Origin of the sequence: Pseudomonas vanderleydeniana, from assembly GCF_014268755.2 — a bacterium.
Lineage (GTDB): Bacteria > Pseudomonadota > Gammaproteobacteria > Pseudomonadales > Pseudomonadaceae > Aquipseudomonas > Aquipseudomonas vanderleydeniana.
Window position 1 is genome coordinate 2787238 of sequence record NZ_CP077093.1, and the last position, 20804, is coordinate 2808041.

General features: G+C 60.5%; 18 protein-coding genes and 2 pseudogenes. 9 read left to right on the top strand and 11 right to left on the bottom strand.

Features of this window, described 5'->3' with window-relative positions; all coding sequences use genetic code 11:
- Positions 1-130: 130 nt before the first annotated feature.
- Positions 131-643 (top strand): annotated as a pseudogene (locus HU752_RS12580) (MFS transporter); the annotation flags it as partial.
- Between the two features lie 193 nt (positions 644-836).
- Here the strand turns inward: HU752_RS12580 and HU752_RS12585 are convergent.
- Together HU752_RS12585 and HU752_RS12590 are read right to left on the bottom strand one after the other, a co-directional pair.
- Positions 837-1439, bottom strand: a complete 603-nt coding sequence (locus tag HU752_RS12585) for a hypothetical protein (RefSeq protein ID WP_186679651.1) — start codon at positions 1437-1439, stop codon at positions 837-839.
- A 306-nt stretch (positions 1440-1745) separates the two neighbouring features.
- The gene (locus HU752_RS12590) at positions 1746-2060 is read right to left on the bottom strand and encodes a DUF2834 domain-containing protein (RefSeq protein ID WP_186679671.1); all 315 of its coding nucleotides are present in this window, start codon (positions 2058-2060) and stop codon (positions 1746-1748) included.
- A gap of 107 nt (positions 2061-2167) precedes the next feature.
- Here HU752_RS12590 and HU752_RS12595 point away from each other — a divergent pair, with 107 nt between their 5' ends.
- A complete protein-coding gene (locus HU752_RS12595; protein WP_186679673.1) occupies positions 2168-2992 on the top strand; it encodes a helix-turn-helix domain-containing protein in 825 nt (274 codons plus the stop codon).
- 104 nt (positions 2993-3096) lie between these two features.
- Here the strand turns inward: HU752_RS12595 and HU752_RS12600 are convergent, their stop codons facing one another.
- Together HU752_RS12600 and HU752_RS12605 are read right to left on the bottom strand one after the other, a co-directional pair.
- Complete coding sequence (locus HU752_RS12600) at positions 3097-3576, bottom strand: DUF6882 domain-containing protein (protein WP_186679675.1); 480 nt, start codon at positions 3574-3576, stop codon at positions 3097-3099.
- An 80-nt stretch (positions 3577-3656) separates the two neighbouring features.
- Positions 3657-4184 (bottom strand): putative 2OG-Fe(II) oxygenase, encoded by a 528-nt coding sequence (locus HU752_RS12605; protein ID WP_186679677.1) that lies wholly within the window; start codon positions 4182-4184, stop codon positions 3657-3659.
- 204 nt (positions 4185-4388) lie between these two features.
- Here HU752_RS12605 and HU752_RS12610 point away from each other — a divergent pair.
- Positions 4389-4733, top strand: a pseudogene (locus HU752_RS12610) (GNAT family N-acetyltransferase); the annotation flags it as partial.
- On the opposite strand, the gene HU752_RS12615 reads toward HU752_RS12610, so the two are convergent.
- Positions 4733-6541 carry a DnaJ-like cysteine-rich domain-containing protein gene (locus HU752_RS12615; RefSeq protein WP_186679683.1) on the bottom strand — a complete coding sequence of 603 codons (1809 nt, stop codon included), beginning with the start codon at positions 6539-6541 and terminating at the stop codon, positions 4733-4735. The pseudogene HU752_RS12610 and the gene HU752_RS12615 sit on opposite strands and share 1 nt — an antisense overlap.
- A 416-nt stretch (positions 6542-6957) precedes the next feature.
- Here HU752_RS12615 and HU752_RS12620 point away from each other — a divergent pair, with 416 nt between their 5' ends.
- Together HU752_RS12620 and HU752_RS12625 are read left to right on the top strand one after the other, a co-directional pair.
- Positions 6958-7179: a hypothetical protein gene (locus HU752_RS12620; protein WP_186679685.1), complete on the top strand. Its 222-nt coding sequence runs from the start codon at positions 6958-6960 to the stop codon at positions 7177-7179.
- A 112-nt stretch (positions 7180-7291) separates the two neighbouring features.
- Positions 7292-7678: a hypothetical protein gene (locus tag HU752_RS12625; RefSeq protein WP_186679688.1), complete on the top strand. Its 387-nt coding sequence runs from the start codon at positions 7292-7294 to the stop codon at positions 7676-7678.
- Between the two features lie 137 nt (positions 7679-7815).
- Here the strand turns inward: HU752_RS12625 and HU752_RS12630 are convergent, their stop codons facing one another.
- Positions 7816-9159, bottom strand: a complete 1344-nt coding sequence (locus HU752_RS12630) for a DUF7256 domain-containing protein (protein ID WP_186679690.1) — start codon at positions 9157-9159, stop codon at positions 7816-7818.
- Between the two features lie 100 nt (positions 9160-9259).
- The gene (locus HU752_RS12635) at positions 9260-9613 is read right to left on the bottom strand and encodes a DUF6124 family protein (RefSeq protein ID WP_186679694.1); all 354 of its coding nucleotides are present in this window, start codon (positions 9611-9613) and stop codon (positions 9260-9262) included.
- A 930-nt stretch (positions 9614-10543) separates the two neighbouring features.
- Here HU752_RS12635 and HU752_RS12640 point away from each other — a divergent pair.
- Together HU752_RS12640 and HU752_RS12645 are read left to right on the top strand one after the other, a co-directional pair.
- Positions 10544-12031, top strand: a complete 1488-nt coding sequence (locus tag HU752_RS12640) for a P-loop ATPase, Sll1717 family (RefSeq protein WP_186679696.1) — start codon at positions 10544-10546, stop codon at positions 12029-12031.
- Positions 12032-12501: 470 nt separating this feature from the next.
- Positions 12502-13278, top strand: a complete 777-nt coding sequence (locus HU752_RS12645; protein ID WP_186679698.1) for an N-acetylmuramoyl-L-alanine amidase — start codon at positions 12502-12504, stop codon at positions 13276-13278.
- 61 nt (positions 13279-13339) lie between these two features.
- On the opposite strand, the gene HU752_RS12650 is transcribed toward HU752_RS12645, so the two are convergent.
- The 4 genes from HU752_RS12650 to HU752_RS12665 form a co-directional block, all read right to left on the bottom strand.
- Positions 13340-14296 carry a 2-hydroxyacid dehydrogenase gene (locus HU752_RS12650; RefSeq protein ID WP_186679699.1) on the bottom strand — a complete coding sequence of 319 codons (957 nt, stop codon included), beginning with the start codon at positions 14294-14296 and terminating at the stop codon, positions 13340-13342.
- A 33-nt stretch (positions 14297-14329) separates the two neighbouring features.
- Positions 14330-15091, bottom strand: a complete 762-nt coding sequence (locus tag HU752_RS12655) for an SDR family oxidoreductase (RefSeq protein ID WP_186679700.1) — start codon at positions 15089-15091, stop codon at positions 14330-14332.
- A gap of 36 nt (positions 15092-15127) precedes the next feature.
- Positions 15128-15820: a fumarylacetoacetate hydrolase family protein gene (locus HU752_RS12660; protein WP_186679701.1), complete on the bottom strand. Its 693-nt coding sequence runs from the start codon at positions 15818-15820 to the stop codon at positions 15128-15130.
- Between the two features lie 99 nt (positions 15821-15919).
- Entirely contained in the window at positions 15920-17269 is a 1350-nt protein-coding gene (locus HU752_RS12665; RefSeq protein ID WP_186679702.1) for an MFS transporter, read from the bottom strand.
- A 594-nt stretch (positions 17270-17863) separates the two neighbouring features.
- Here HU752_RS12665 and HU752_RS12670 point away from each other — a divergent pair.
- Positions 17864-18796, top strand: coding sequence for a helix-turn-helix transcriptional regulator (locus tag HU752_RS12670; RefSeq protein ID WP_186679704.1), 933 nt, complete (start codon positions 17864-17866; stop codon positions 18794-18796).
- A 244-nt stretch (positions 18797-19040) separates the two neighbouring features.
- Positions 19041-20756 carry an amidase gene (locus HU752_RS12675; protein WP_186679706.1) on the top strand — a complete coding sequence of 572 codons (1716 nt, stop codon included), beginning with the start codon at positions 19041-19043 and terminating at the stop codon, positions 20754-20756.
- Positions 20757-20804: the final 48 nt, after the last annotated feature.

A 20804-nucleotide genomic window follows, 5' to 3' on the forward strand; every position in this document is an offset into this window, starting at 1 on the left:
AGTAGGGCGTGGCTTCATTGCCACTCTGGCGAGCCTAGTCCGGTGATATCCGCGTAAACAACCGATCGGCTCTCTTCAGGAAACCTCTGGCAAAAGAATGAGAATTGTCTTGCTGGCTGCTGCAAGCCAGGCTCTGTTTGCCACGTCGGTGATTCGTTTCATTCTGCCGGCTTCGGTACTGGAGCACTTTGGATCGGAAGCGGCCGTCGGCTATGTCTTCTCGCTTCTGGCGAGTGGTACCGTGCTGGGAGGCATGCTGTACACCCGGTTCAACCGGCAGACCACGGCCCGCCTGGTGCTGCGCTACTGGGTGTTGTACGGCGCGTTGTTCTTCGCGGCTGCAATTGCCCTGCAGTTCGACAGCTGGGTGTTCCTGGTGATCCTGTTCGTGGTTGGCTTCGTCGGCGCCTTCGTCGATATCGCCATCGTGACCAATATCCAGTGCCTGTCCGACGACCGCCAGGTAGGCAGGAACTTCTCCCTCTATTACTTCACAGCTGTCATCGGTGATGCAACCTCGGGCCTGATCGCCAGCCTCGTTTTCGTGCTGGCGGGGCCGGCGACCTTCATCTGGATGACATTGATGATGGTCATTGCGCCCTTGCGCTGGAACATGAAAGGAGGCAGCGAAGGATGCCAATAATCATGCTTAAAGGGAGCCCAGCTCAGGTGACTGGGGGCGATTTTGGAGCTATCACTGTTCGGTGCGCTTTTAACTCAACAGCGTCACAGAAAAGCAGGTCGCCAACTCTGGCTGTTCCTTCCAAGGTCTGCGCCATGGTTGGGCTTTTTATCGACTCAAAACTGACGGCTGTATTGGAGAGTCCAACTGACTATCAGTGGCCTTCGCCAGTCGTTGTTGGGCAGGGGTTGAACTGTTCCATGTAGCCAAGAGTGGTCGCGTAAGGAATTTTTGTACCGGGTACCATTCCCGCAACGACCTTGCTCTTGTCACTGGGTCTCGATGATTTGCCATCAGCCCCGATTAACAAGGGCTGGCCATTTGGCAGCATGTAGTCGATTATCTGCGCATGCATGCTGCCGTTCCATTTTCCTTGCTCATTGAGCGGGAGGAGGACCACGGCGTATTCACGTGTGTACATGTTTACCGGCTCAGGGGTTTCGCGAGATGTGGCCGTTGAACCACACAGGACATCCTCAGACCTCAGTGTCAGGTCAGCGCGATAATGGCCACCGCTGTAGAGAGTCAGAACAAGCCCTTTCCGGGTCAGTACTCCCAGCCCGATTTTTGCGTGACACACAGCCTCATCACCGTATCTCAGCGCACAAAAATTGGTTTCCGAAATGCTGACGATGTCGTTGGCGTCGACGCCCAGCTCTCGCTCTATCTGGTGCCTCGCTTCAGGCGTCTGATACGGTATGGCGCAGGCGGCCAGTGTGCAGCTTGAAAGGAGGCAAAGCAGGGGCTTGATGCGCATGATAATTCCCGGAGTCTGGTCCGAGATCTTAACAGAATGCTGGTGTAGGACCGCTCAATGAGAGGGTAATTTCCCTCCGTTTCAAGTTGAAATGATGGGGGGCTCACATGGCCATGTACATCGAAATGGACAAGATTCAGGGTACGGATGACTATGTTGTATAGTGGCTCACACCATCGCCACCTTCACCGTGACGCATGTGCAGAGCCCTAGTAGACACAGGGCTCCAACGCCATAGAACACGGTCCGCCTAGGCTGGATCCCCTTCAGATAGGCCAGCGTACAGCGCACAGACGAAGGTGTTGTTCATGCCTGGCCCTCCTTATCAACTCCTCTGATCACCAGGTACAGCAGTGGCCCCAGGGAAACGAACACGGCCGTCAGCAGCAGGTAGGGGAGCACGGTGAGGGCTGAGCTGCCACGCGAGCGGTTGTCCTTCACCATCCATAGGCAGGAAAGCCCGGCCATCAGGTACAGGTCGATGACCACCTGGGCCGTGTCAGGCCGGGACATCAGCTCAAGCCCAAAGGCCACGAGCGACTGCTCGGTGATCAGCAGCGTCCAGCCGGTATAGAGCGAAAAGAGCACCAGCGATACCAGCGCAATGAAACGAAGTGCCATGGTCCTGTCCTTGGTTGGGTTTCCCGGCACAGTAGTGGTAGCGTTGTTTGCGCTCAATGACCTCAGAGGTCATGAGCGCCAGGCACAAGGACCGTCAGAGGCGAAGCATGACTCACCACCTGTTCCACCATAAACGCGCTACGCAGGGCCTGGCGGCGGGCCAACAGGTGCGCCATTTACGTCGAAAGGCAGGGCTCAGCCAGCTCGATCTTGCGCTTCTGGCCGGGGTTTCGCAGCGTCATCTCAGTTGCGTCGAAACGGGGCGTTCGAAGGCCAGCCCCAGTACTCTGCATGCCATCCTTTCGGCACTGGGTACCTCGTTGGAGCATTGCAACGAAGTCTTCCTCGCCTCAGGCTATGCGCCCCGTTACGCCGCATCACCGCTGGATGCGCCAGCTATGGAGGTGGTGCGTGCCGCCATCGAACACATCCTGCAGGCGAACAACCCGGCGCCTGCAATCGTGATCGACAGCAACTGGGACATCGCAGCCGCCAATGTGAGTACAGGCCTGCTGTTGGCGATGGCCGGTGTTGCACAAGACATGACCTCAGGCCTCAATCTGTTGGACACACTGCTTTGTCCCGGAGGCTTGGGGGATCGATTGGTCAATGCGCAAGAGGTCCGTGCAGTTGCGTGGCAACGGGCCTCCCGGGAGTCGGTCAGCAACCCGGAGCTTGCAAGGCGCCTGAGCGATCTGCCCGCGCCAGCCATTTCTTCAGACGCTTTGGCTGCCAGCCCTGTGCTGTTGACCCGTGTGTGCACTCTGGAAGGGGAGCTGAGTTTTCTCTCCACCTTCACAACGTTCGGCATGCCGCTGGATATCACTGTGGAGTCATTGCGGATCGAGCATCTGATCCCGGCTGATGTCTTTACCAAGTGCAGGATGATGGAGGCGTTCGAACGGTGGAGTGCGGCTCACTGTCAGGCTTGAATGGCCGCCCTTGGCGGTTCGCGGGCAAGCCCGGCTCCTACAGGCGCCAGGCTTGAAGACGTTCGATCATATTGAGCCCACTGTTGGGCATGGGGCTGCGAGTGTCAGTGACTGGCGTGCTTCAGGCCGGTGATGGCCAGGAACACCGTTGGCCCATCGGGTGTCGAGGGTGCCCGGTAGCAGCCCAGCGCACCCAGGTGTTGAACGGCGAGAGCCGTCAGTTCCCAGGCCATGGACTCGTCCTCGAGGGCAATGGCTTCTTCGCTGGCAAAGAGATCGAAGCCCGTTATCGTCTGCAGTTCCTTCAAGGGCAGGGCCTTTTCACGCAGGGCCTGTGGCACGCTGGGATTGCCCCAGGCCCACTTCCAGGTCGAGTGCCTGGGGGAGAACGATCCAATGTTGAGTATCTGCGCTTCGACGGCCATCCGGTCGCTCGCATCGAAGAACTGCGTGGTGGCGGTTTCCTGATCGAGCGACCAGCGCGCCATGTCACCCAATGCGTAGAGCCGATGAAGCTCCTCCTGCTTGCTCATCAACGCGGCCGTGGCCGTTTCCAACAGGCGCTCAAATGTTTGTTCCGACATGGGTCTTCCTTGGGTGTGCGTTCAGGATTTTGCGAGGCATCGGGATTTTCTCATAAAACCCACTTGTGACGCCGACCGGCTCAAACGCTGAAATTCAACGCAATCGAAATGCGTGGTCGGGTCCCGTTGTAACGCTGTACGGAATGCATGAGCCATGAGGGAAACATGATGAAGGTACCCGTCGACGGAGCCACGGTGGTGCTGTAGCCAGCCGTCAGGCAGCCCTCGATGCGCATCCGCAGTTCCGGGTTGTAGACCGAGGGCATCATGCCGCGTGGATCTGGAAACTCCATGTCGCCCCCTCCGGAAGGGTCCATCTGCCGTCCCCCGTCGTCGACCCAATACACCCCGGACCAGAATGCGCCCGGATGTCCATGCAGATGGTTGGAGTCGCCCGGGAAATTGACGTTCGCCCAGGCGTTGCACTGCCACCCGAAGGCTGGCTCGATCAAGCCATGCTCGGCGCTATGAACCGCCGTCAGCTGGTTGGCAAAGGCTCGGCCGAAGTCCAGCAGCGCCTGCGCCGGTTCGCCGCCCCAGCGGATGATATCGGCAGTGGATTGCCATCCGCCCTGGTTACTGTGTGACGTACCCGGGTCCACCTCCATTCGCCGCGCAATGACTTCCCGAAGCTGGATGTTCAGGGTTCGGTCTGGAGGGCTTCCGGAACGGCCGACTCAGGATGAGCGAGGTAAGCACACGGCCAAATTGTCACGTCATTGGTGCAGAGTCAGCCTGACTTCGTTGCCTGTTTCTCAACGACAGGCCTACCCCTGAGTTCCCGAGCCAGTACTCGAAGAAGGAGCACTTCGATGATTCGCAGCGCGTTGCCCTCCGACGCCAAGGCCATTGCACAGATCCATGTCGGCAGTTGGCAATCCGCATACCGTGACCTGATGCCTGCCGAGTATCTTAACTCGTTGGGCGCGAACCTGGCCCGGCGTGAATCCCACTGGTTTCGCTCGATCGAGGCGGACGAATGCAAGGTATTCGTCGCGGAGCTTGACGGGCAGGTCGTCGGCTGGATATCGCTCGGAGCCAGCCGTGATGAAGACGCCGCGGCGACAAACACCGGTGAGGTCATGGCCATCTACGTTCTGGCCGATTTTTGGCAAATGGGTGTCGGGCTGGCCTTGTGGAACGCAGGCGTGCAATATCACCTGATCAACGCGTGATACTTGGACACATCCCGCTTCTGCAACAGCATCCTGAGCATCCGCTGCCCCCAATGCACGCCGGCCGCCTTGTAGCGCACCAGCGAGATCACCAGCGATAGCGCGCAGATCTGCGGTACATAGGTGATGCCCCACTGGGTGATGCGGCCCATGGCCCCGTTCCAGTGAAGGTTCGGCACCAGCTCGGTGAAGCGCAACGTCACGTACGCGGATGGATGCAGGGCCATGAACAGGTTGAGCAGCACGATACCCGGCACGCTAAGCAGGATGCCGCGCAGCAGGCGGCCTTCAGCCCAGCCCCACACGCGGGGTGCCAGCTTGGGCAGGAAGCAGCGGTTGAACAGCAGCGCGGCCAGCAGCCAGCAGGCCAGTTGCCAATAGTCGCCTTTGTTGATGACGCTGTTCACCAACTGGTTCAGCGGCTGCAGGAAAGCCGCCGCCACCGATCCGTGGTTGTGCTGGAGGGCGAACAGCCCGAGGAACCCTTCGTTGCCGGTCAGGGCGCTGGGTACCTGGCGGCTGAGCAGGCTCATCAGGCCATAGAACACCGTCAGCATGACCGACAGGGCGAGCGCGAACCTCAGCACCGCACTCCAGCGGAAGCGATGGCGCGTGGCGATGATGTGCTGGAGCGCCTGGTGGCGCGAGTGGATGAAGGCCGCGGCGTCCGCCGCGCTGATGATGCCCTTGCGCACCGGCGAAGCCTGCTGCACGTCGGCGTGCTGCTCCATCTCACGGATCAGCTGGCGGGCGATCCTGCTGCCCGATGCCCGGTTGACCTGGTGGATGTCCTCGTGGTTCTTCACGCCGTCGACGGCCTTTTTGAAACCACCGCTCAACACGCCGTCCAGGAACACCGCCTGCAACTTCGGCCCGATGAAGCGACAGGTGCCGCTGGCCTGCTGATGGGACACCACCGCCTGGGCGGCCACCACATGGCCGCTGGCGGTAAACACTTGCGGGTTGTCGCTATCGACCTGGTAGCGGTCCACGGCGAACACCGCATGGCGCTCTGGTGTATTCATGACCTCGCGCATCGCCGGCAGCATCCAGTCCGCGCTCATCGTGCCCCAGCCGTAGTTGACGGCGGTGTCGGCCAGGACTTCCAGATGATATTCGTAGATCAACTCGCCGGCGCCGCTGCAGGTATTGCAGGTGACCTGGCCGCCGCGGCAGGCGTGACAGACCACGCGGCCCGAGCCGTGGCAGCCATGGCAGATGACCCTCCCCGAGCCGCTGCACTGGAAACAGCGCTGTGGGGCGTTGTTCACGAAGGTGGGCGAGCTGCCCCGACCGTTGCAACCGGTGCATGTCATCCGGCACTGGCCGTAGCAGCGGGAGCAGGTGTAGCTGGCGTGGCCGTGGCAGGTCGAGCAGTTGCAAGTGCCTCGGCCGGCGCAGCCGTGGCAAGCCTCCACGCCGCAGCAGACCTCGCTGTCACTGAGTACGTGAAACCTGCCGGGTTCCCGGTAGCGGGCGACGTTGTTCTTCAGTTGCGCCTGCGTGTGTTCACGCAGGTAGCCGGGCGCATTCAGCAGTTGGTTCTGCCGCTGGGTGAGTACGGATCGGATATGAGCCTGGTCATACAAGGGGCCGGTCGCCCGGCGGACCGCCCGGCTCTGGTACTCGAATGCATGCTCGACGGTGACGGTGTAGGTGATTTCCGCACGGTGCTGCTCGATGGCCTCCACGCCGAACGGTGACGTGACCTTGTCGCCGAACGCTTCCTCGGCCTTGGCCTTCATGGCCTGGGCGATATCGTTGGCGGTGAATCCTGCTGTCCCTGACATGTGCAATCCTTGGCTGGGGTTTCGTCCGTGTGTCGAGCGGGCGACATATTGCCATTGGTGGCCGGGTTGTAACAGGTTGATATTCTGGAGTTCTGGCAGAGGGGCGCGGGTGTCTGGTTGGCGGCAGGAAAACAAACCAACTGCTCGTATCACCATTTACTCCAAGCACTGGCGATAGCCGGAATGTCACTTGATAATGACCCACACCCAGTCGCCAGCAAGGATTGCTTTCTCGATGTCATCCCTCCTATTGCTCAAGGCTTTCGCAGCCATTTTTGGAGCCCTATGGTCTGTGTGGCGAACGATTAGAGTATTGCGCATGAAGGAAGGCTCAATAGTCGAAGGTCAAGTCACTTACGTTGAAGGTAAACCCGGCATAGGTGGCCAGGCTTTATTGACCTTCAGCTACACCGCCAATGGACAGCGGTTTCAAGACCTGGGCCGAAACACTGGACGGCCATTCGGATACCCGGCTGAAGGAAGCGATCGCCCGTTACAACCGAGGCGACAGTATCGAGGTGTGGCACGCCAAAGCCGACCCCGAGGTGTGTTGTATTGGCGCACGGGTACCACCGCTCGAGTATGTAAAAAGAAGCGTTGTCGAGTGGTTGGAAAGCTTGGCAAAACTGTTTCGCTGAGGGGTAGGCTTTTTCTATCATCACGACCAGAAGCGGTGATTGCGGGTACTCATGGAAAAGAAGATCTGTCTCGAATGGCACAACGGGCGCACGAATGGTACGGAAGAAATTCATGATCAGGTTGTTGCCGAAGAGTGAACTCAAGGCGCTCTCGTTAAAAGCTGAAGCAGACTGTTTGACGCAGAGTGATCTTGCCGTCACTTGCGAACAATTTGAGGTTGAGCCGCGAGATGTGCTGAATGAGCTAGCCGTCTCGGTTGCGGAAGGCTATCTGCAGGGGGCTTTGACTTATGATTTTTGCGACACTGTCATGAACGGAATGATAAATGCCGTGGTTGACCTGGGCATGACTAACGAACTCCCTGAGCCCGCTTACTCGCTTTATCATGCGTTTGATCAAGGCGAATGGATTCGCAGTAGTGATCCACCGGAGACTGAACCCAGTGAGAAATACACAAAACCAATGGTTCAGGAAATAATGCGTACCCTAAAAGGTTAGGTGTTCAGTCTCTGTGTAAGTGGGTGAAGGAAAAATCTGCCGTTGAAAACAGCAGGGCGCGGTGGTCTTGACCTTGACTCGAGGTCGGCTGATGGGTGTCAGCCTTTACTGGGTCTGCCATTGGTGGCAGGCAACCGTCAGCCGCACGCCCAATCCAACTCCATCTTCTGCAAGTCCAACTGCCCATTGCCGCCACCGAAGTTGAAGCCGCCAAAGTCCTCTTCGAACTCCAGGTAATAGGGGCCGAACTCGGGGTAAGCCTGTTCGGGAAACATCGTACCGCCCAGGTGGTTGCGCCCGTGCAGGCGTTTCAGGTCGAGCGCATCACCTTGTTCGCTGAAGGCTGTTACGTAACCGCTGTCTCTACATTCATGATCCCATTCACGTGGCGGCTTGCCGACATTCGGGTCGCCTTCGCGTACCTGCGCCCGGATGGGAAACGCCGTTTCAATGCCCGCCGTACGGCCCTCACCCGGCAGCCAGGCAAGGGCGGGCGCATCAAAATTGCGGACTTTCATGTCGTAAAAATAATCGGCATAGCTTTGCACCAGCCAACCAGGCGCTTGCTTCAGCAAGGGATTGCCCGTCAGTTCGGGCACGGGGCAGAGTGCGCCATCGAACTCCGCCTGGGTCAGCCAGATCGCTACGTACGCCGTGCCCAGGATGTCGCTCATCTCGAAGTTCATGGGGTGGCGTGCTCGGCGATGTTCCCAGAAGGGCATCAGCGCGGGGTCGCTGGGGGGCTGCGGTGACAGCTCAGCGGCGAAGAAGGCCTCTATCGCCTCGCTGGACGGCAGTTCTTCGAGCTGGTCGTCGACGAACAGGCTGAGCGCCACGTAGTCGGCGCCCTGCGTGCGGTATTGCGCAGGCAGATGCAAGGTGAACGCGTGACGCAGCGGATAGCCGAGGCTTTTGCTCAGGGGCCACTGGTGTGGGGTGATGCCGGGGGGCAGGCCGAGGCTCCAGCCGCCGTTCCAGTGCGTGTCGCGATGGGTCGCAGGTTGCAGGCATTGGGGCTCACGCAACAGGTCATAGGCGAGGGTCAGTCGCGGGTCGGCCAGCAGCTTTTCGGGCTCGGGGTAGACCGCCTCGGGATTGCTGATCTCCAGGGCGCCGACCCGGTTGTCACGCACGCGCATGAGCAGGGCAAAGCCTGCCTCTGTCCGGTCGGCATACTGCGTCCAGCCGGCGGGCATCTCGGGGTCATCAGGCAGGCGTTGCAAGCCGGAGCGGGCGGACAGGGCATCCGCCAGGGGCATGCCGATGGATAGGCCCTCGATCATCTCCTTGGCCTGGAACGTCTTGTAGAAGCCCACCTTGCCGACTTTGCCGGCCATATCCACCTGCACGCTGAACCCTCTTGAGAAGGTATCGGGTACGCGGCCGTCGCCGTCGGGCGGCGACCACTGGCTGCCCATCAGGCGGGCGAGTTCCTCGACGGGCATCATCGGCCGCAGTGTCGCTATCCGTGCTGCTTTCATGCTTCAAGATCCTGGTGCTATGAGAGGTGAGGGCGTGGAAACGTGCGGGCGGAGAGCGCCGGGCGGGAACGGCAACTTCCCGCCCAGCCACTGAGCCTCCTCAACAGACCGCGTTGGCGCTCTGTTTATCCAGTACCGAGTCCATTTTCAACTGCGCGAGTTCGATCAGGTGCACTACGCCCATCGCGAGCTTGCGGTTTGCGCCGGTCTGGTTGTCGGCGTGCTCGTAGGCGGTGGCGGCGGCGGATTGGAGAATTGAGTGGATGTCGACGAGGGTGTCTTCCTGGTTCTCTGGTGTCGATGAATGATGGGAGCTTGCCGTGGAGGGCAGTGGAGCGGAGGTTGGCCCGGGATCCGGATCAAGATTGTAGTGAGACAGTGCCCGGTCGGCGATGCTGCAGTCGATGCTTGCTGAGCGGGATTGCGCCGGCGGGTTGGGAGTTGGTTTGAACATGATTCGATAACTCCAAGTGCTTGATTGGGAGCTATCACCATCGCTGCTAAACGAGAGGTGGCAGCCGTACGCAGGTTAGCAGACCGGTGCACTTGGAAACCGGCGCGCCCGAAGACGCCCTGCGCACGACCACCATAAAGACGAGGATCGAGAACCTCTCAAGGTGGTGTTTTGCGCAATGCAAGTGCACGACAGGCTGCTAAACCCGATCACTGATGAGCAGTGACGGGCCGAAGACTAGCGGGGGGATGGCGCGCAAAACAAGCAGTTGGGATTGTCTCGGAAATTTCACTCAAGGAAAAGAGAGCTGTCTTGCCGCGGCCTAAATGAGCCTCGTTTTTGGCTCTTGCCGCCAGGGGCGTTGTTGTTTGGGAAAAGTCCTACGAGCGCTTGGAGCTTGGAGATTTCAGCTAATGGAGAAGTAGCTGTCCTATTGGGAGCTGCAAAGCTGGCTCAAGCGGCTGGCAATAGGTGCAACAAAAAGCGCCATAAGGCGCCGACGACGGCTGGTGTAAGCAAACTGGCTGCGCTTGCGGACGGCCTGTTGAATGAGCTGCGTGGCGTGTTCGAGGCTCGCGACTCCGAAAGGTTTGCCCACTAAAGACCAAGTGCCAGCCGTCTGCGGTGAGTCGTCTGGTAAGGGCTTCTCAGGTACCGGATGAGGTATCGACGATAGTTGATCACTAGAACTAGCGACCAAGAAGACATCGGCAAGAGTTGGGCATTTGAAGCTGGAGCTAATGTGTGTCTCATTTGCTGATTGCATACCCCTTGGTTAGGTGAAAAGTGAATACGGGACCAAGGGCGCCGCGTCGAGTCCAGAGGGGCATGTCAACACTGCAGTGCCGTCGCGCCTGCCTGCTCTGAGGGGGGGCAGGTTGCAGATGTGGCAAAATGATGGCAATTTGATCTCTCCTTAAGGAGATTCGTATGGCTAGGACGATGGAACTTCGAAATTTTGACTTTGGTAATGAAGCAGGGGATGACGCGAGTAACGAGGAGTTGGAGTCGTATTTTGTCGAACAGGAGGATTTTCCTAATTATCTGAAAAAGAATAACCGTGTGTTGATTACTACAGCGCGTAAAGGGGTTGGGAAATCTGCTTTACTCAAGCGGTTGGCGGCAGTGCTGAGGGACTCACCCGGCGAGCCTATGGTTATCAACTGTCGCGGTTCCGACTTGGCAAGGGATGCTTTCAAACTTACAGCGCCGTTAATAACACCAAATGACTACATTAGAGATTGGATGATAAGGATATGCGCTCTTGTTAATAGGGAGATTGCGAAGAATATCAAGCTCGCTTTGACGGATGACCAAATAACTTTAGTCGAATCAGCTGAAATTGATGGATTTAAAGAGCGAAATCTTATTAGTTGTCTTACGTCGCGTTTTGAAAAGTTTCTCGATAAATTTGGGGCCAAATCTCAAGAAATAAGAAATCATGTTGAGATTTTGAAAAGAAATCCTACGCCGATAATTTATATACTTATTGATGATTTGGATGCGACTTTTCAGAATACGGAATTGGAATGTCTGTCGCTAAGTACGTTCTTCTCGGCTTGTCGCTATTTGGCTCAGGATGTGACAGGGGTAAATTTTAGAATAACCATGCGCAGTGATGTTTGGCCAACCATTCGCAGATACGATGAATCGTTGGATAAATTGGAACAATATGTAGCGGAGATCAATTGGAGTGCCGAGGAGTTTAGAGCTCTCCTGGCTAAGCGTATTGAGTCTCAATACAAGGAGAGCGGGATCATGCCTCCCGCACAAGATGAGCTTGAAAGCTGCGAAAGTCACGAGGAACGTCTCCTAAATCTACTGTTTGTTGCAAAGGTTGAGTGGGGGCAAAAGAACGTCCACTCCTATAAAGTTATCCATACATTGTCGTATGAACGTCCGAGATGGGCTGTTCAACTGTGTAAGCTTGCTCAGAAAAGCGCTGTTCGGAGGCGCAATAAAGTAATATCAAAAGAAGATATTGATGATATCTGGGGGGATTACGGGGTAAGGCGAATAGCTGATTTGGTGGCTGAGCACAAACATCAGTGCAAGCAAATTGAAGAGCTTATAACGGCATTCAGAGGCACGGACAGGCGACTTAGCCGAGATGAATTGCTGACTTTTGTCCGCAATCGGATCCTGAATCATGTAACGCCATACATAGATTCAAAAAAAGCTACTACGCAATTGGAGGTGGCAAATTTCTTGTATAGAATTGGATTTTTGGTAGGGAGGTCGGATGAGGTGTCTGGAGACTATGAGCATTATAATTTTAGGGAGATGCCTGATCTCTTGTCATCTCGTACGGATAACGACTTTAATATGAAGTGGGAAATTCATCCGTGTTACAGGCAGGCTCTTGATATAAAGAAACTCAATAAGTCGCAGCGAGCCAAGCGGGGTATTCGTAGTTAGCTATTCCAATGCCAACTGGTGAAGCGAGCCTTGGAGGTTTCGCATTATATGCCGTAACTTCGGCCTGCTCATAAGCCGCTGCCAGCTCTCCATTCGTCTACATGGACCTGTCGGGCGGTTCTAGGGTATGTACGAAATGTTTTCGAGCGAAGGCCAGGCAAGATGAAAACCGGCGAGTAAGCGCAGTTGACTGGGGTCAATGAGCATTCCGAGCCGGTTTTCAACGCAGTCTGGGTAAGTGTAGATACATTTCGTACAGAGTTAGAAAGTTTCAGTCAAGGGAAAGGGAGGCGTCTTGCTGGCCACTGAAAACCCGGCTGATGCAACCGGCCATCCGTGCGGGTTGGTTGGAGTCGCCCGCCCAGACATCTCCTATGAGAGGCAAGCCTCTCGTCCGATATTCACCAACTGGCCCCACGATTCACCCTGTTCCCCTCAACAACGCCAATTCACAGGGAACGGAATCGCTCATGAAAGCAATCAACTACAAGGCCTATCGGAACACGCGGGGTTTCGAGGAGCGCGTGCGCTTCCTGGTGCTGCACTACACCGCCGGCAACTTCGCCTCTTCAATCGCCTCGCTGACCGGCCCCAGCGTCAGCAGCCATTACCTGGTGCCCGATGTCACCGACCCGAGCTATGTCCAGGCCGGCTTCAGCCAGCAGGAAATCTTCAGCCTGGTCGACGAAACCAAGGGCGCCTGGCATGCGGGCACCAGTGCCTGGGGCGGCAGAGCGCGCCTGAATGACACCTCGATCGGCATCGAGATCGTCAACCTGGCTTCCGAGAGCGGCGGCGTGTTCACTTTCCCGCCTTATGAGCCCCGGCAGATCGAGGCCGTGAAACAGTTGTCGCTGAATATCCTCGCCCGTTATCCCAATATCGGCCCGACCCAGGTGGTCGGTCATTCGGATATCGCCTGGAGCCGCAAGAGCGATCCGGGCGCGGCGTTTCCCTGGTGTGAGCTGTCTCTGGCGGGCGTCGGGGCCTGGTTCGATGGGGCGACGCGCGATGGCTACCAACGGCAATACACCCGTGATGGGCTGCCATCCCAAGCCACGGCCCTGGCGCTGTTCAAGAGGTACGGTTACGAGGTGACGGGCGCGGACACGCCGGCAGGTTTCAAGCAGTTGGTCCGGGCCTTCCAGTTGCATTTCCGGCCGACGAATTATGATGGGGTGTTTGACGTCGAGACTGCAGCCATCCTCGCCGCGCTGGTGGCGAAGTATTTCCCGGCAGTCGGGTAACGATGCGCTCGCGCTCGGCCGGGGAGGTTGGCCTTGCGCGAGCCACATCAGGTTATGGCTTTCAGTCCGTCACGCTACCCTGCGGAACCTTGCCGGCAAAACTGTCCACCAGGCTCGCCACCACCATCTCACCCATCCGCGTCCGCGTCTGCACGGTCGCGCTGGCGCGGTGCGGTTGCAGCACCACCTGCTCGTTGCTGAACAGTGCTTCCGGCACGCGTGGTTCATCGACGAACACATCCAGCGCCGCACCGGCGATGTCGCCAGCGGCAAGCGCCGCCACCAGGTCGGGCTCGTTGACCAGCTTGCCGCGCGCGACGTTGACCAGGTAGCCGCCCTTGCCGAGCGCCTGGAGCACTTCGGCATTGATGAGGCCCTCGGCCTTGTCGGCCGCCGCTGCGAGGATCAGCGCATCACTGTCGCGCGCCAGTTGCTTGAGGTCGGCGACGAAGGTGTGGCTGACGTCGCTCATCGGTTTCAGGTCGGTGTAGCTGATCGGGCAGCCGAAGGCGGCGGCGCGGGTAGCGACCGCGCGGCCGACCCGGCCCATGCCGACGATGCCGATACGCATGCCCGAAACCTGCCGCGCCAGCGGCAGTGGGGCCAGTGGCGTCGGGCTGTGCGGCCAATGGCCGGAACGCACGTAGCGGTCGCTGGTGCACAGGCCGCGGCACACGGAAATCAGCAGGCCGATGGCCAGGTCGGCGACGTCTTCGGTCAGCGCGCCGATGGTGGCGGTCACGCGGATGCCGCGGTCCCTGGCGTAGGCCAGGTCGACCGCGTCGGTGCCGACGCCGTTGACCGCCACCACTTCCAGCTTGGGCAGCTGCGCCATCAGCGCCTGGGTGATGCCGGTGTGGCCACCGGTGATCACGCCGCGGATGTTGGCGCCGTGTTCCTGGATATAGGCGGCCTTGTCGGCCTGTTCGAAGTAGCGGCGAATGGTGAACAGCTCGGCGAGTCGCGCGTTGATTTCCGGAATCAGGATCGGGCTGAGCTGCAGGACTTCTGGCTTCATGTGAACCTCGCGTAGCGGAATAAAAAAGCCGGGTTAACCACGCCCGGCGAAAGGCATGTTGGTGGCCATGACGGTCATGTTCAGCACGTTGGCCGACAGCGGCAGGCTGGCCATGTAGCGCACGGCATCGGCCACGTGCTGGACGTCGACCATCGGCTCGACGGCGATGGTGCCGTTGGCCTGGCGCACGCCCTTGGTCATGCGCACCGAGAGGTCGGTGAGGGCGTTGCCGATGTCGATCTGGCTGCTGGCGATGCTGAATTCGCGGCCGTCCAGGGCCAGGGATTTGGTCAGGCCCAGCACCGCGTGCTTGCTGGCGGTGTAGGCGCTGCTGAAGGGGCGCGGGGTGTGCGCCGAGATCGAGCCGTTGTTGATGATCCGGCCGCCCTGCGGCTGCTGCCGGCGCATCAGGCCGAAGGCGCCCTGGGCGCAGAGGAAGACACCGTTGAGGTTGGTGTCGATCACGTTGCGCCACTGTTCGAAGGTCAGCTCGTCCAACGGGACGGCGGGGGCATTGATGCCGGCGTTGTTGAAGACCACGTCGAGCCGGCCGTAGTGGGCGTCGATGGTGGTGAACAGGTTTTCCACGCTCTTGGGGTCACGTACGTCGGTGGGGACGGCCAGGGCCTGGTGGCCGTCGAGGGCGGCTTGGTCGACCAGGGCCTGCAACGGCTCGGGGCGGCGCCCGGCGAGCACCACGGTGAAGCCGTCGGCCAGCAGGCCCAGCGCCACGGCGCGGCCGATGCCGCTGCCGGCGCCGGTGACGAGGGCGACTTTCAGGGTGGGATTGGACATGTTGTTATCTCCTGTTCGATTCGCTGGGGTCGGGGTTCAGGGGCGCGGGCCGACGCGCATTTCCAGTTGGCCGATGCCGTCGATGCCGGCGTTGATGAGGTCGCCCGGGTGCAGGGTGTCGACGCCGGCGGGACTGCCGGTCATGATCAGGTCGCCGGCGCGCAGGGGGATCGCCTGGGAGATGCGGCTGATCACTTCGCTGACCGACCAGATCTGGTTGTCGAGGCTGTCGCGCTGGCGTTCCTGGCCGTTGACGTTCAGCCACAGTTCGCCGGCGGGATGGCCGGCGCGGCTGACCGGGACGATGGCGGTCATCGGCGCGGCACCGTCGAAGACCTTGGCGCCTTCCCACGGCAGGCCCTGTTCCTTGGCCTGGCGCTGGACGTCGCGGCGGGTCAGGTCGAGGCCGGCGGCGTAGCCCCAGACGTGGGCGAGGGCCTCGCTCTCGGGGATGTTGGCGCCGCTTTCGCCGATCGCCACCACCAGTTCGATTTCGTGGGCGAAGTCCTCGGTCTGGGTCGGGTACTGCACTTCACCCGTGGCGTCGATCACGTTGCTCGCCGGTTTCATGAAGAACACCGGTGGCTTGCGCGCCTGGCCCTGGCTGTCAGGCCAGGGGTAGTTGCGGCCGACGCAGAACACCCGTCCCACGGGAAAGCGTTGCTGGCTGCCGGCGACCGGCAGGGTGACGGGCACATCGGGCGTGAAGACGTAGTCGGTCATGGTCATGTTGTTCTTGGCCTTGTTGGAGGCTTGAGCTTACGGCGGCCTTCGCTTGCGAAGTTGGACGAAAGCCGCCTCGTGTTGGAAAAAACCGGGTTCCTGGTTTCAGCGCGCCTTGAGTTCGATGCGGTACAGCTTGCCCAGCAGGAACGAGTAGGACAGGGTGCCGATCAGTGCCACGCCGCCGATGAACCAGAAAGCCCAGGCGAACGAGCCGGTGGCGTGGACGATCGCACCGATCACGATCGGTGTAACGATGCCACCGATGTTCGCCGCCAGGCTGGTGATGCCGCCGGTGAGGCCGATCAGTTCCTTGGGCGCCACTTCCGACACCGCCGCCCACGAGGCCGAGGCGATGCCCTGGGCGAAGAAGGCGATGGTGAGGATGGCGATGCAGACCAGGTTCGAGTCGGTGAAGTTGACCAGCATGATCGACATGCCGAGCATCGAGCCGACCACCAGTGGCAGCTTGCGGGCGAAGGACATCGAGTAGCCACGACGGATCAGCAGGTCGGAGACGATGCCGGCGAGCAGGATGCCAACGGTGGCGCCGACAAACGGCAGCACGGCGAAGATCCCGGCCTTGATCGTGGTCAGGTGGCGCTCCTCGATCAGGTAGGTCGGGAACCAGGTCAGGAAGAAATACAGTGCCGAGGTGCTGGCGAACTTGCCGATGCAGATCGCCCAGATCTGCCGGTAGCGGAACAGCTCGCCGATCTGTTTCCAGTTCAGGCGGGTGCGTTCCTGGCTGCTCTTGACCAGGCCGCCGCCGGCCTCGATGTACTTGAGTTCTTCCGGGCTGACCTTCTTGCAGTTCAGCGGGTCGCGATACACGTACAGCCAGAACACGCCGAAGACGATGCCGATCAGGCCGGTGCTGTAGAACACATGGCGCCAGTCGTAGGTGGTGGCGAGCCACAGCAGCGCGCCGGTGAACAGGGCCGTACCGAGGTACTGGCCGCACACGTAGATGCTGCTGGCCATGCCCCGTTCCCGTGCCGGGAACCACACGGTGACCGCGCGGCTGTTGGCCGGGAAGGCCGGTGCCTCCATGGCGCCGACGGCCAGGCGCAGGCCGAACAGCGAGGCGAAGCCCGAGGCCAGGCCCTGGCAGACGGTGACCGTCGACCAACTGATCAGCGACACGCCGTAGGTGAGTCGCGAACCGAAGCGGTCGGCGATGAACCCGGCCGGTACCAGGGCCAGGGCGTAGGTCCAGGCGAAGGCGGAAAAGATCAGGCCCATCTCGATCTTGTCCAGGCCCAGGTCCTTGGCCATGAAGGGGGCGGCGATCGAGATGTTCACCCGGTCGATGTAGTTGATGATGGTGGCCACCAGCAGCAGCGACAGCATGACCCAGCGGCGCCGGGTGGGCAGGCTGCGGGACGAGGCGGCCTCCATGGGCGCGGCGACCACGGACGCGGCGCTGCTCGGGGAAGTGTGTGAGTTCGACATGAGTAGACCTTGTTATTGTGGGTGTAGGCGGTTTCTTGCGCGCAGCCGAATCCGTCGCCCGCGAAATCGCGGACAAGGCCAACAGGGGGCGGATCGGGAGCGCGCGGCGGCGCTGTCAGGTGTTCAGGTGCACCGGACTGTGGGGTTCATGGCGATGGGGGGCGGGAGGTCGACAAGCGACGGAAGCAGGGTCATGACGTGCGCACCTTTGATTGTTGTTGGATGAGGTGGAGCTGCATTGGTCATAACAGTGGTCGTATGACTCGATAGAATCAATTGGTGCGTTAGATCATTTTTCCCGCTTGAAACCGGGTGGGGTGGGCTTGTCCAAAAAATCAAAAATCGATCGATTTTCGGCGGTTTCCTGGTTCTTATTTTAAGTCGTTGTTTTTAAATGAATTTATATTGATTCTCGATTTTGCCCGTTTTGGACAATTGAACTCGTCGGTTGGGAGGCAGAAAAACAGGTTTCAAGATGTGTCGTCGTACCACTATTGAATCCTGTCGGGGTACAGCCGCAGAATCGAGGCTGTCGGCGCGCACCGTTCGAGGCGATACCGACCTGCCCACGCACTGATCGAGGAACCCCGGACGATGTCGTCAGCCCACCGAGTACCGACCTATGGCATGCAGCAACGCAGCGAGTTGACCGACTTCTACATTCGCGACAAGAAGGGCCGTCGCGCCGAGACCAGCCCGCATCGCCATGAGTACTTCCAGATCCAGGTCAACCTCGGTGGCGACACCGTGCAGCACATCGGCAGTGTCGAGCGGCCGTTCCCGCGCAATACCCTGGCGTTCATCCTGCCGCACCGGGTGCATGTGATCCCGCATCCGGAAGAGAGCAACTTCATGGTGATCAACTTCTCCCAGCATTTCCTGCTGCCGCACCTGCAGTGCGACCCGATGGACCTGGAGGAGGTCTCGATCCTGCTGGCCCCGGAGTTGTCGCCGTTCCGCTTCCAGGAGCACCTGGACTTCATCCTCGGCGATGAGGATTTCGCCCGGGTCTGCGGCCTGATCGAGCAGATGCGGGCGCTCGACGAGAACCGCCAGTTCGGCACCCGCGAGATGCTCAAGGGCTTGCTGCTGCAACTGATCGGCAGCGTCTGCGCCCTGTATGCCGAGCCGCTCAAGCGCCTGGCCGAGGAGAATGCCGCCGAAGTCAGCCGCCGCGATGCGTTGAGCCGGATGTCCGAGTACCTGCGCAAGAACATCGCCGACCCGGACCTGAGCCTGGTCAAGGTGGCGGCCGCGACCTATCTCTCGCCGACGTACCTGACCCACTGGCTGCGCAAGGAGATCGGCAAGACCTTCACCGAGCTGGTGCTGGAGCGGCGGATGCATGCGGCGCGCAACTACCTGCTCAATGGCACGCGTGCGGTGGGCGAGGTGGCGCGCCTGTGCGGCTTTGCCGACGAGGCCTATTTCTCCCGGCGCTTTCGACAGATCCATGGCCAGCCGCCGGGGCAGTTCCGTCGCCAGCAGCTCAACCCGGATACGCCGCAATCGCCATTGGACACGTGAGCCGCGTCGCAGGTTGGACACTAGTGTCCTGTGTGGCTAATTCGCTTACTCAACTTCGCGTCCAAGTCTTCGCCAGGCGGCGTTGCCATTCCTCGCCGTAGCCCTGCTACGACTCGTCATGGCGCCTTGCCTGGCAAACTCTTGGACGCAAATTTAAGTATTCGAATTAACCGTACAGGACACTAGGGTAAGATGTGGCGATTCCAATCACCGCGTCCCCCTTATAGCAGTCGACGGTAACAGCATGATCGAAGTAACCGAGGTTTCCATCGCGCAATTGCGCGCCGCGCTCGAATCCGGCCAGACCACAGCGGTCGAACTGGTCCAGGCCTATCTCGCCCGGATCGATGCCTACGATGGCGCCGACACGCCCACCGCGCTCAACGCCGTGGTGGTACGCAACCCCGAGGCGCTCGACGAGGCGCGGGCTTCCGACGCGCGCCGGGCGCGAGGCGAGACCCTGGGCCCGCTCGATGGGATTCCCTACACGGCCAAGGACAGCTACCTGGTCAAGGGCCTCACCGCCGCCTCCGGCAGCCCGGCCTTCAAGGACCTGGTCGCCCATCGCGATGCCTTCACCATCGAGCGCCTGCGCGCCGCCGGGGCGATCTGCCTGGGCAAGACCAACATGCCGCCGATGGCCAATGGCGGCATGCAGCGGGGCGTCTATGGTCGGGCCGAGAGCCCGTACAACGCCGACTACCTGACGGCGCCCTTTGCCTCGGGCTCGTCGAACGGTGCGGGCACCGCCACCGCGGCCAGCTTTTCCGCCTTCGGCCTGGCCGAGGAAACCTGGTCGAGCGGTCGTGGGCCGGCCTCGAACAACGGCCTGTGCGCCTACACCCCGTCGCGCGGGGTAATTTCGGTACGCGGCAACTGGCCGCTGACGCCGACCATGGACGTGGTGGTGCCCTATGCCCGGACCATGGCCGACCTGCTGGAAGTGCTCGACGTGGTGGTTGCCGAAGATTCGGACACCCGTGGCGACCTGTGGCGCCTGCAACCCTGGGTAGCGATTCCGAGCGTGGCTTCGGTGCGGCCCGAGTCCTATCCGGCCCTGGCGGTTGGCCCCCAGGCCCTGGCCGGCAAGCGCCTGGGCGTGCCACGCATGTTCATCAACGCCGACCCTGAGGCGGGCACCAGCGACGCCCCGGGCATCGGCGGCCCGACCGGGCAGCGCATCAACACCCGCGCCTCGGTGATCGACCTGTGGAAACAGGCACGCCAGGCGCTGGAAGCCGCCGGTGCCGAAGTGTTCGAGGTGGACTTCCCGCTGGTGTCCAACTGCGAGGGCGATCGTCCCGGTGCGCCGACGGTGTTCACCCGCGGGCTGGTGTCCAAGGCGTTCCTGCATCATGAACTGTGGGACCTGAGCGCCTGGGCGTTCGACGATTTCCTGCGGGCCAACGGCGATCCGAAGCTCAATCGCCTGGTGGACGTCGACGGGCCGAAGATCTTCCCGCACGACCCGGGCACGCTGCCGAACCGCGAGGGTGACCTGGCCGCCGGCATGGACGAGTACGTGCGCATGGCCGAGCGCGGAATCACGCCCTGGAACGAGATCAACACGCTGCCTGACGGCCTGCGCGGGCTGGAGCAGACCCGGCGCATCGACCTCGAGGACTGGATGCAGGAGCAAGGGTTGGATGCGGTGCTGTTCCCGACCGTGGCCGACGTTGGCCCGGCCGATGCCGATGTGAACCCGGTGTCCGCCGACATTGCCTGGAGCAACGGTATCTGGGTCGCCAACGGCAACCTGGCGATCCGTCACCTGGGCGTGCCGACGGTCACCGTGCCGATGGGGGTGATGGCCGATATCGGCATGCCGGTGGGCCTGACCTTCGCCGGCCGGGCCTATGACGACTCGGCGCTGCTGCAATTGGCCGCGGCTTTCGAGGCGACCGGCAGCAAGCGCCTGGTCCCGCCGCGGACCCCGCCGCTGGGTGTCGGCGAACAGTAAGTACCGCAACGGGATTGGCGCCGCGCTGGCGCCAATCCTGCCGGATCA

Coding starts and splice junctions, on each gene's coding strand:
- HU752_RS12585 (WP_186679651.1), bottom strand. CDS start 1,439: ATGCGCATCAAGCCCCTGCTTTGCCTCCTTTCAAGCTGCACACTGGCC.
- HU752_RS12590 (WP_186679671.1), bottom strand. CDS start 2,060: ATGGCACTTCGTTTCATTGCGCTGGTATCGCTGGTGCTCTTTTCGCTC.
- HU752_RS12595 (WP_186679673.1), top strand. CDS start 2,168: ATGACTCACCACCTGTTCCACCATAAACGCGCTACGCAGGGCCTGGCG.
- HU752_RS12600 (WP_186679675.1), bottom strand. CDS start 3,576: ATGTCGGAACAAACATTTGAGCGCCTGTTGGAAACGGCCACGGCCGCG.
- HU752_RS12605 (WP_186679677.1), bottom strand. CDS start 4,184: ATGGAGGTGGACCCGGGTACGTCACACAGTAACCAGGGCGGATGGCAA.
- HU752_RS12615 (WP_186679683.1), bottom strand. CDS start 6,541: ATGTCAGGGACAGCAGGATTCACCGCCAACGATATCGCCCAGGCCATG.
- HU752_RS12620 (WP_186679685.1), top strand. CDS start 6,958: ATGGACAGCGGTTTCAAGACCTGGGCCGAAACACTGGACGGCCATTCG.
- HU752_RS12625 (WP_186679688.1), top strand. CDS start 7,292: ATGATCAGGTTGTTGCCGAAGAGTGAACTCAAGGCGCTCTCGTTAAAA.
- HU752_RS12630 (WP_186679690.1), bottom strand. CDS start 9,159: ATGAAAGCAGCACGGATAGCGACACTGCGGCCGATGATGCCCGTCGAG.
- HU752_RS12635 (WP_186679694.1), bottom strand. CDS start 9,613: ATGTTCAAACCAACTCCCAACCCGCCGGCGCAATCCCGCTCAGCAAGC.
- HU752_RS12640 (WP_186679696.1), top strand. CDS start 10,544: ATGGCTAGGACGATGGAACTTCGAAATTTTGACTTTGGTAATGAAGCA.
- HU752_RS12645 (WP_186679698.1), top strand. CDS start 12,502: ATGAAAGCAATCAACTACAAGGCCTATCGGAACACGCGGGGTTTCGAG.
- HU752_RS12650 (WP_186679699.1), bottom strand. CDS start 14,296: ATGAAGCCAGAAGTCCTGCAGCTCAGCCCGATCCTGATTCCGGAAATC.
- HU752_RS12655 (WP_186679700.1), bottom strand. CDS start 15,091: ATGTCCAATCCCACCCTGAAAGTCGCCCTCGTCACCGGCGCCGGCAGC.
- HU752_RS12660 (WP_186679701.1), bottom strand. CDS start 15,820: ATGACCATGACCGACTACGTCTTCACGCCCGATGTGCCCGTCACCCTG.
- HU752_RS12665 (WP_186679702.1), bottom strand. CDS start 17,269: ATGTCGAACTCACACACTTCCCCGAGCAGCGCCGCGTCCGTGGTCGCC.
- HU752_RS12670 (WP_186679704.1), top strand. CDS start 17,864: ATGTCGTCAGCCCACCGAGTACCGACCTATGGCATGCAGCAACGCAGC.
- HU752_RS12675 (WP_186679706.1), top strand. CDS start 19,041: ATGATCGAAGTAACCGAGGTTTCCATCGCGCAATTGCGCGCCGCGCTC.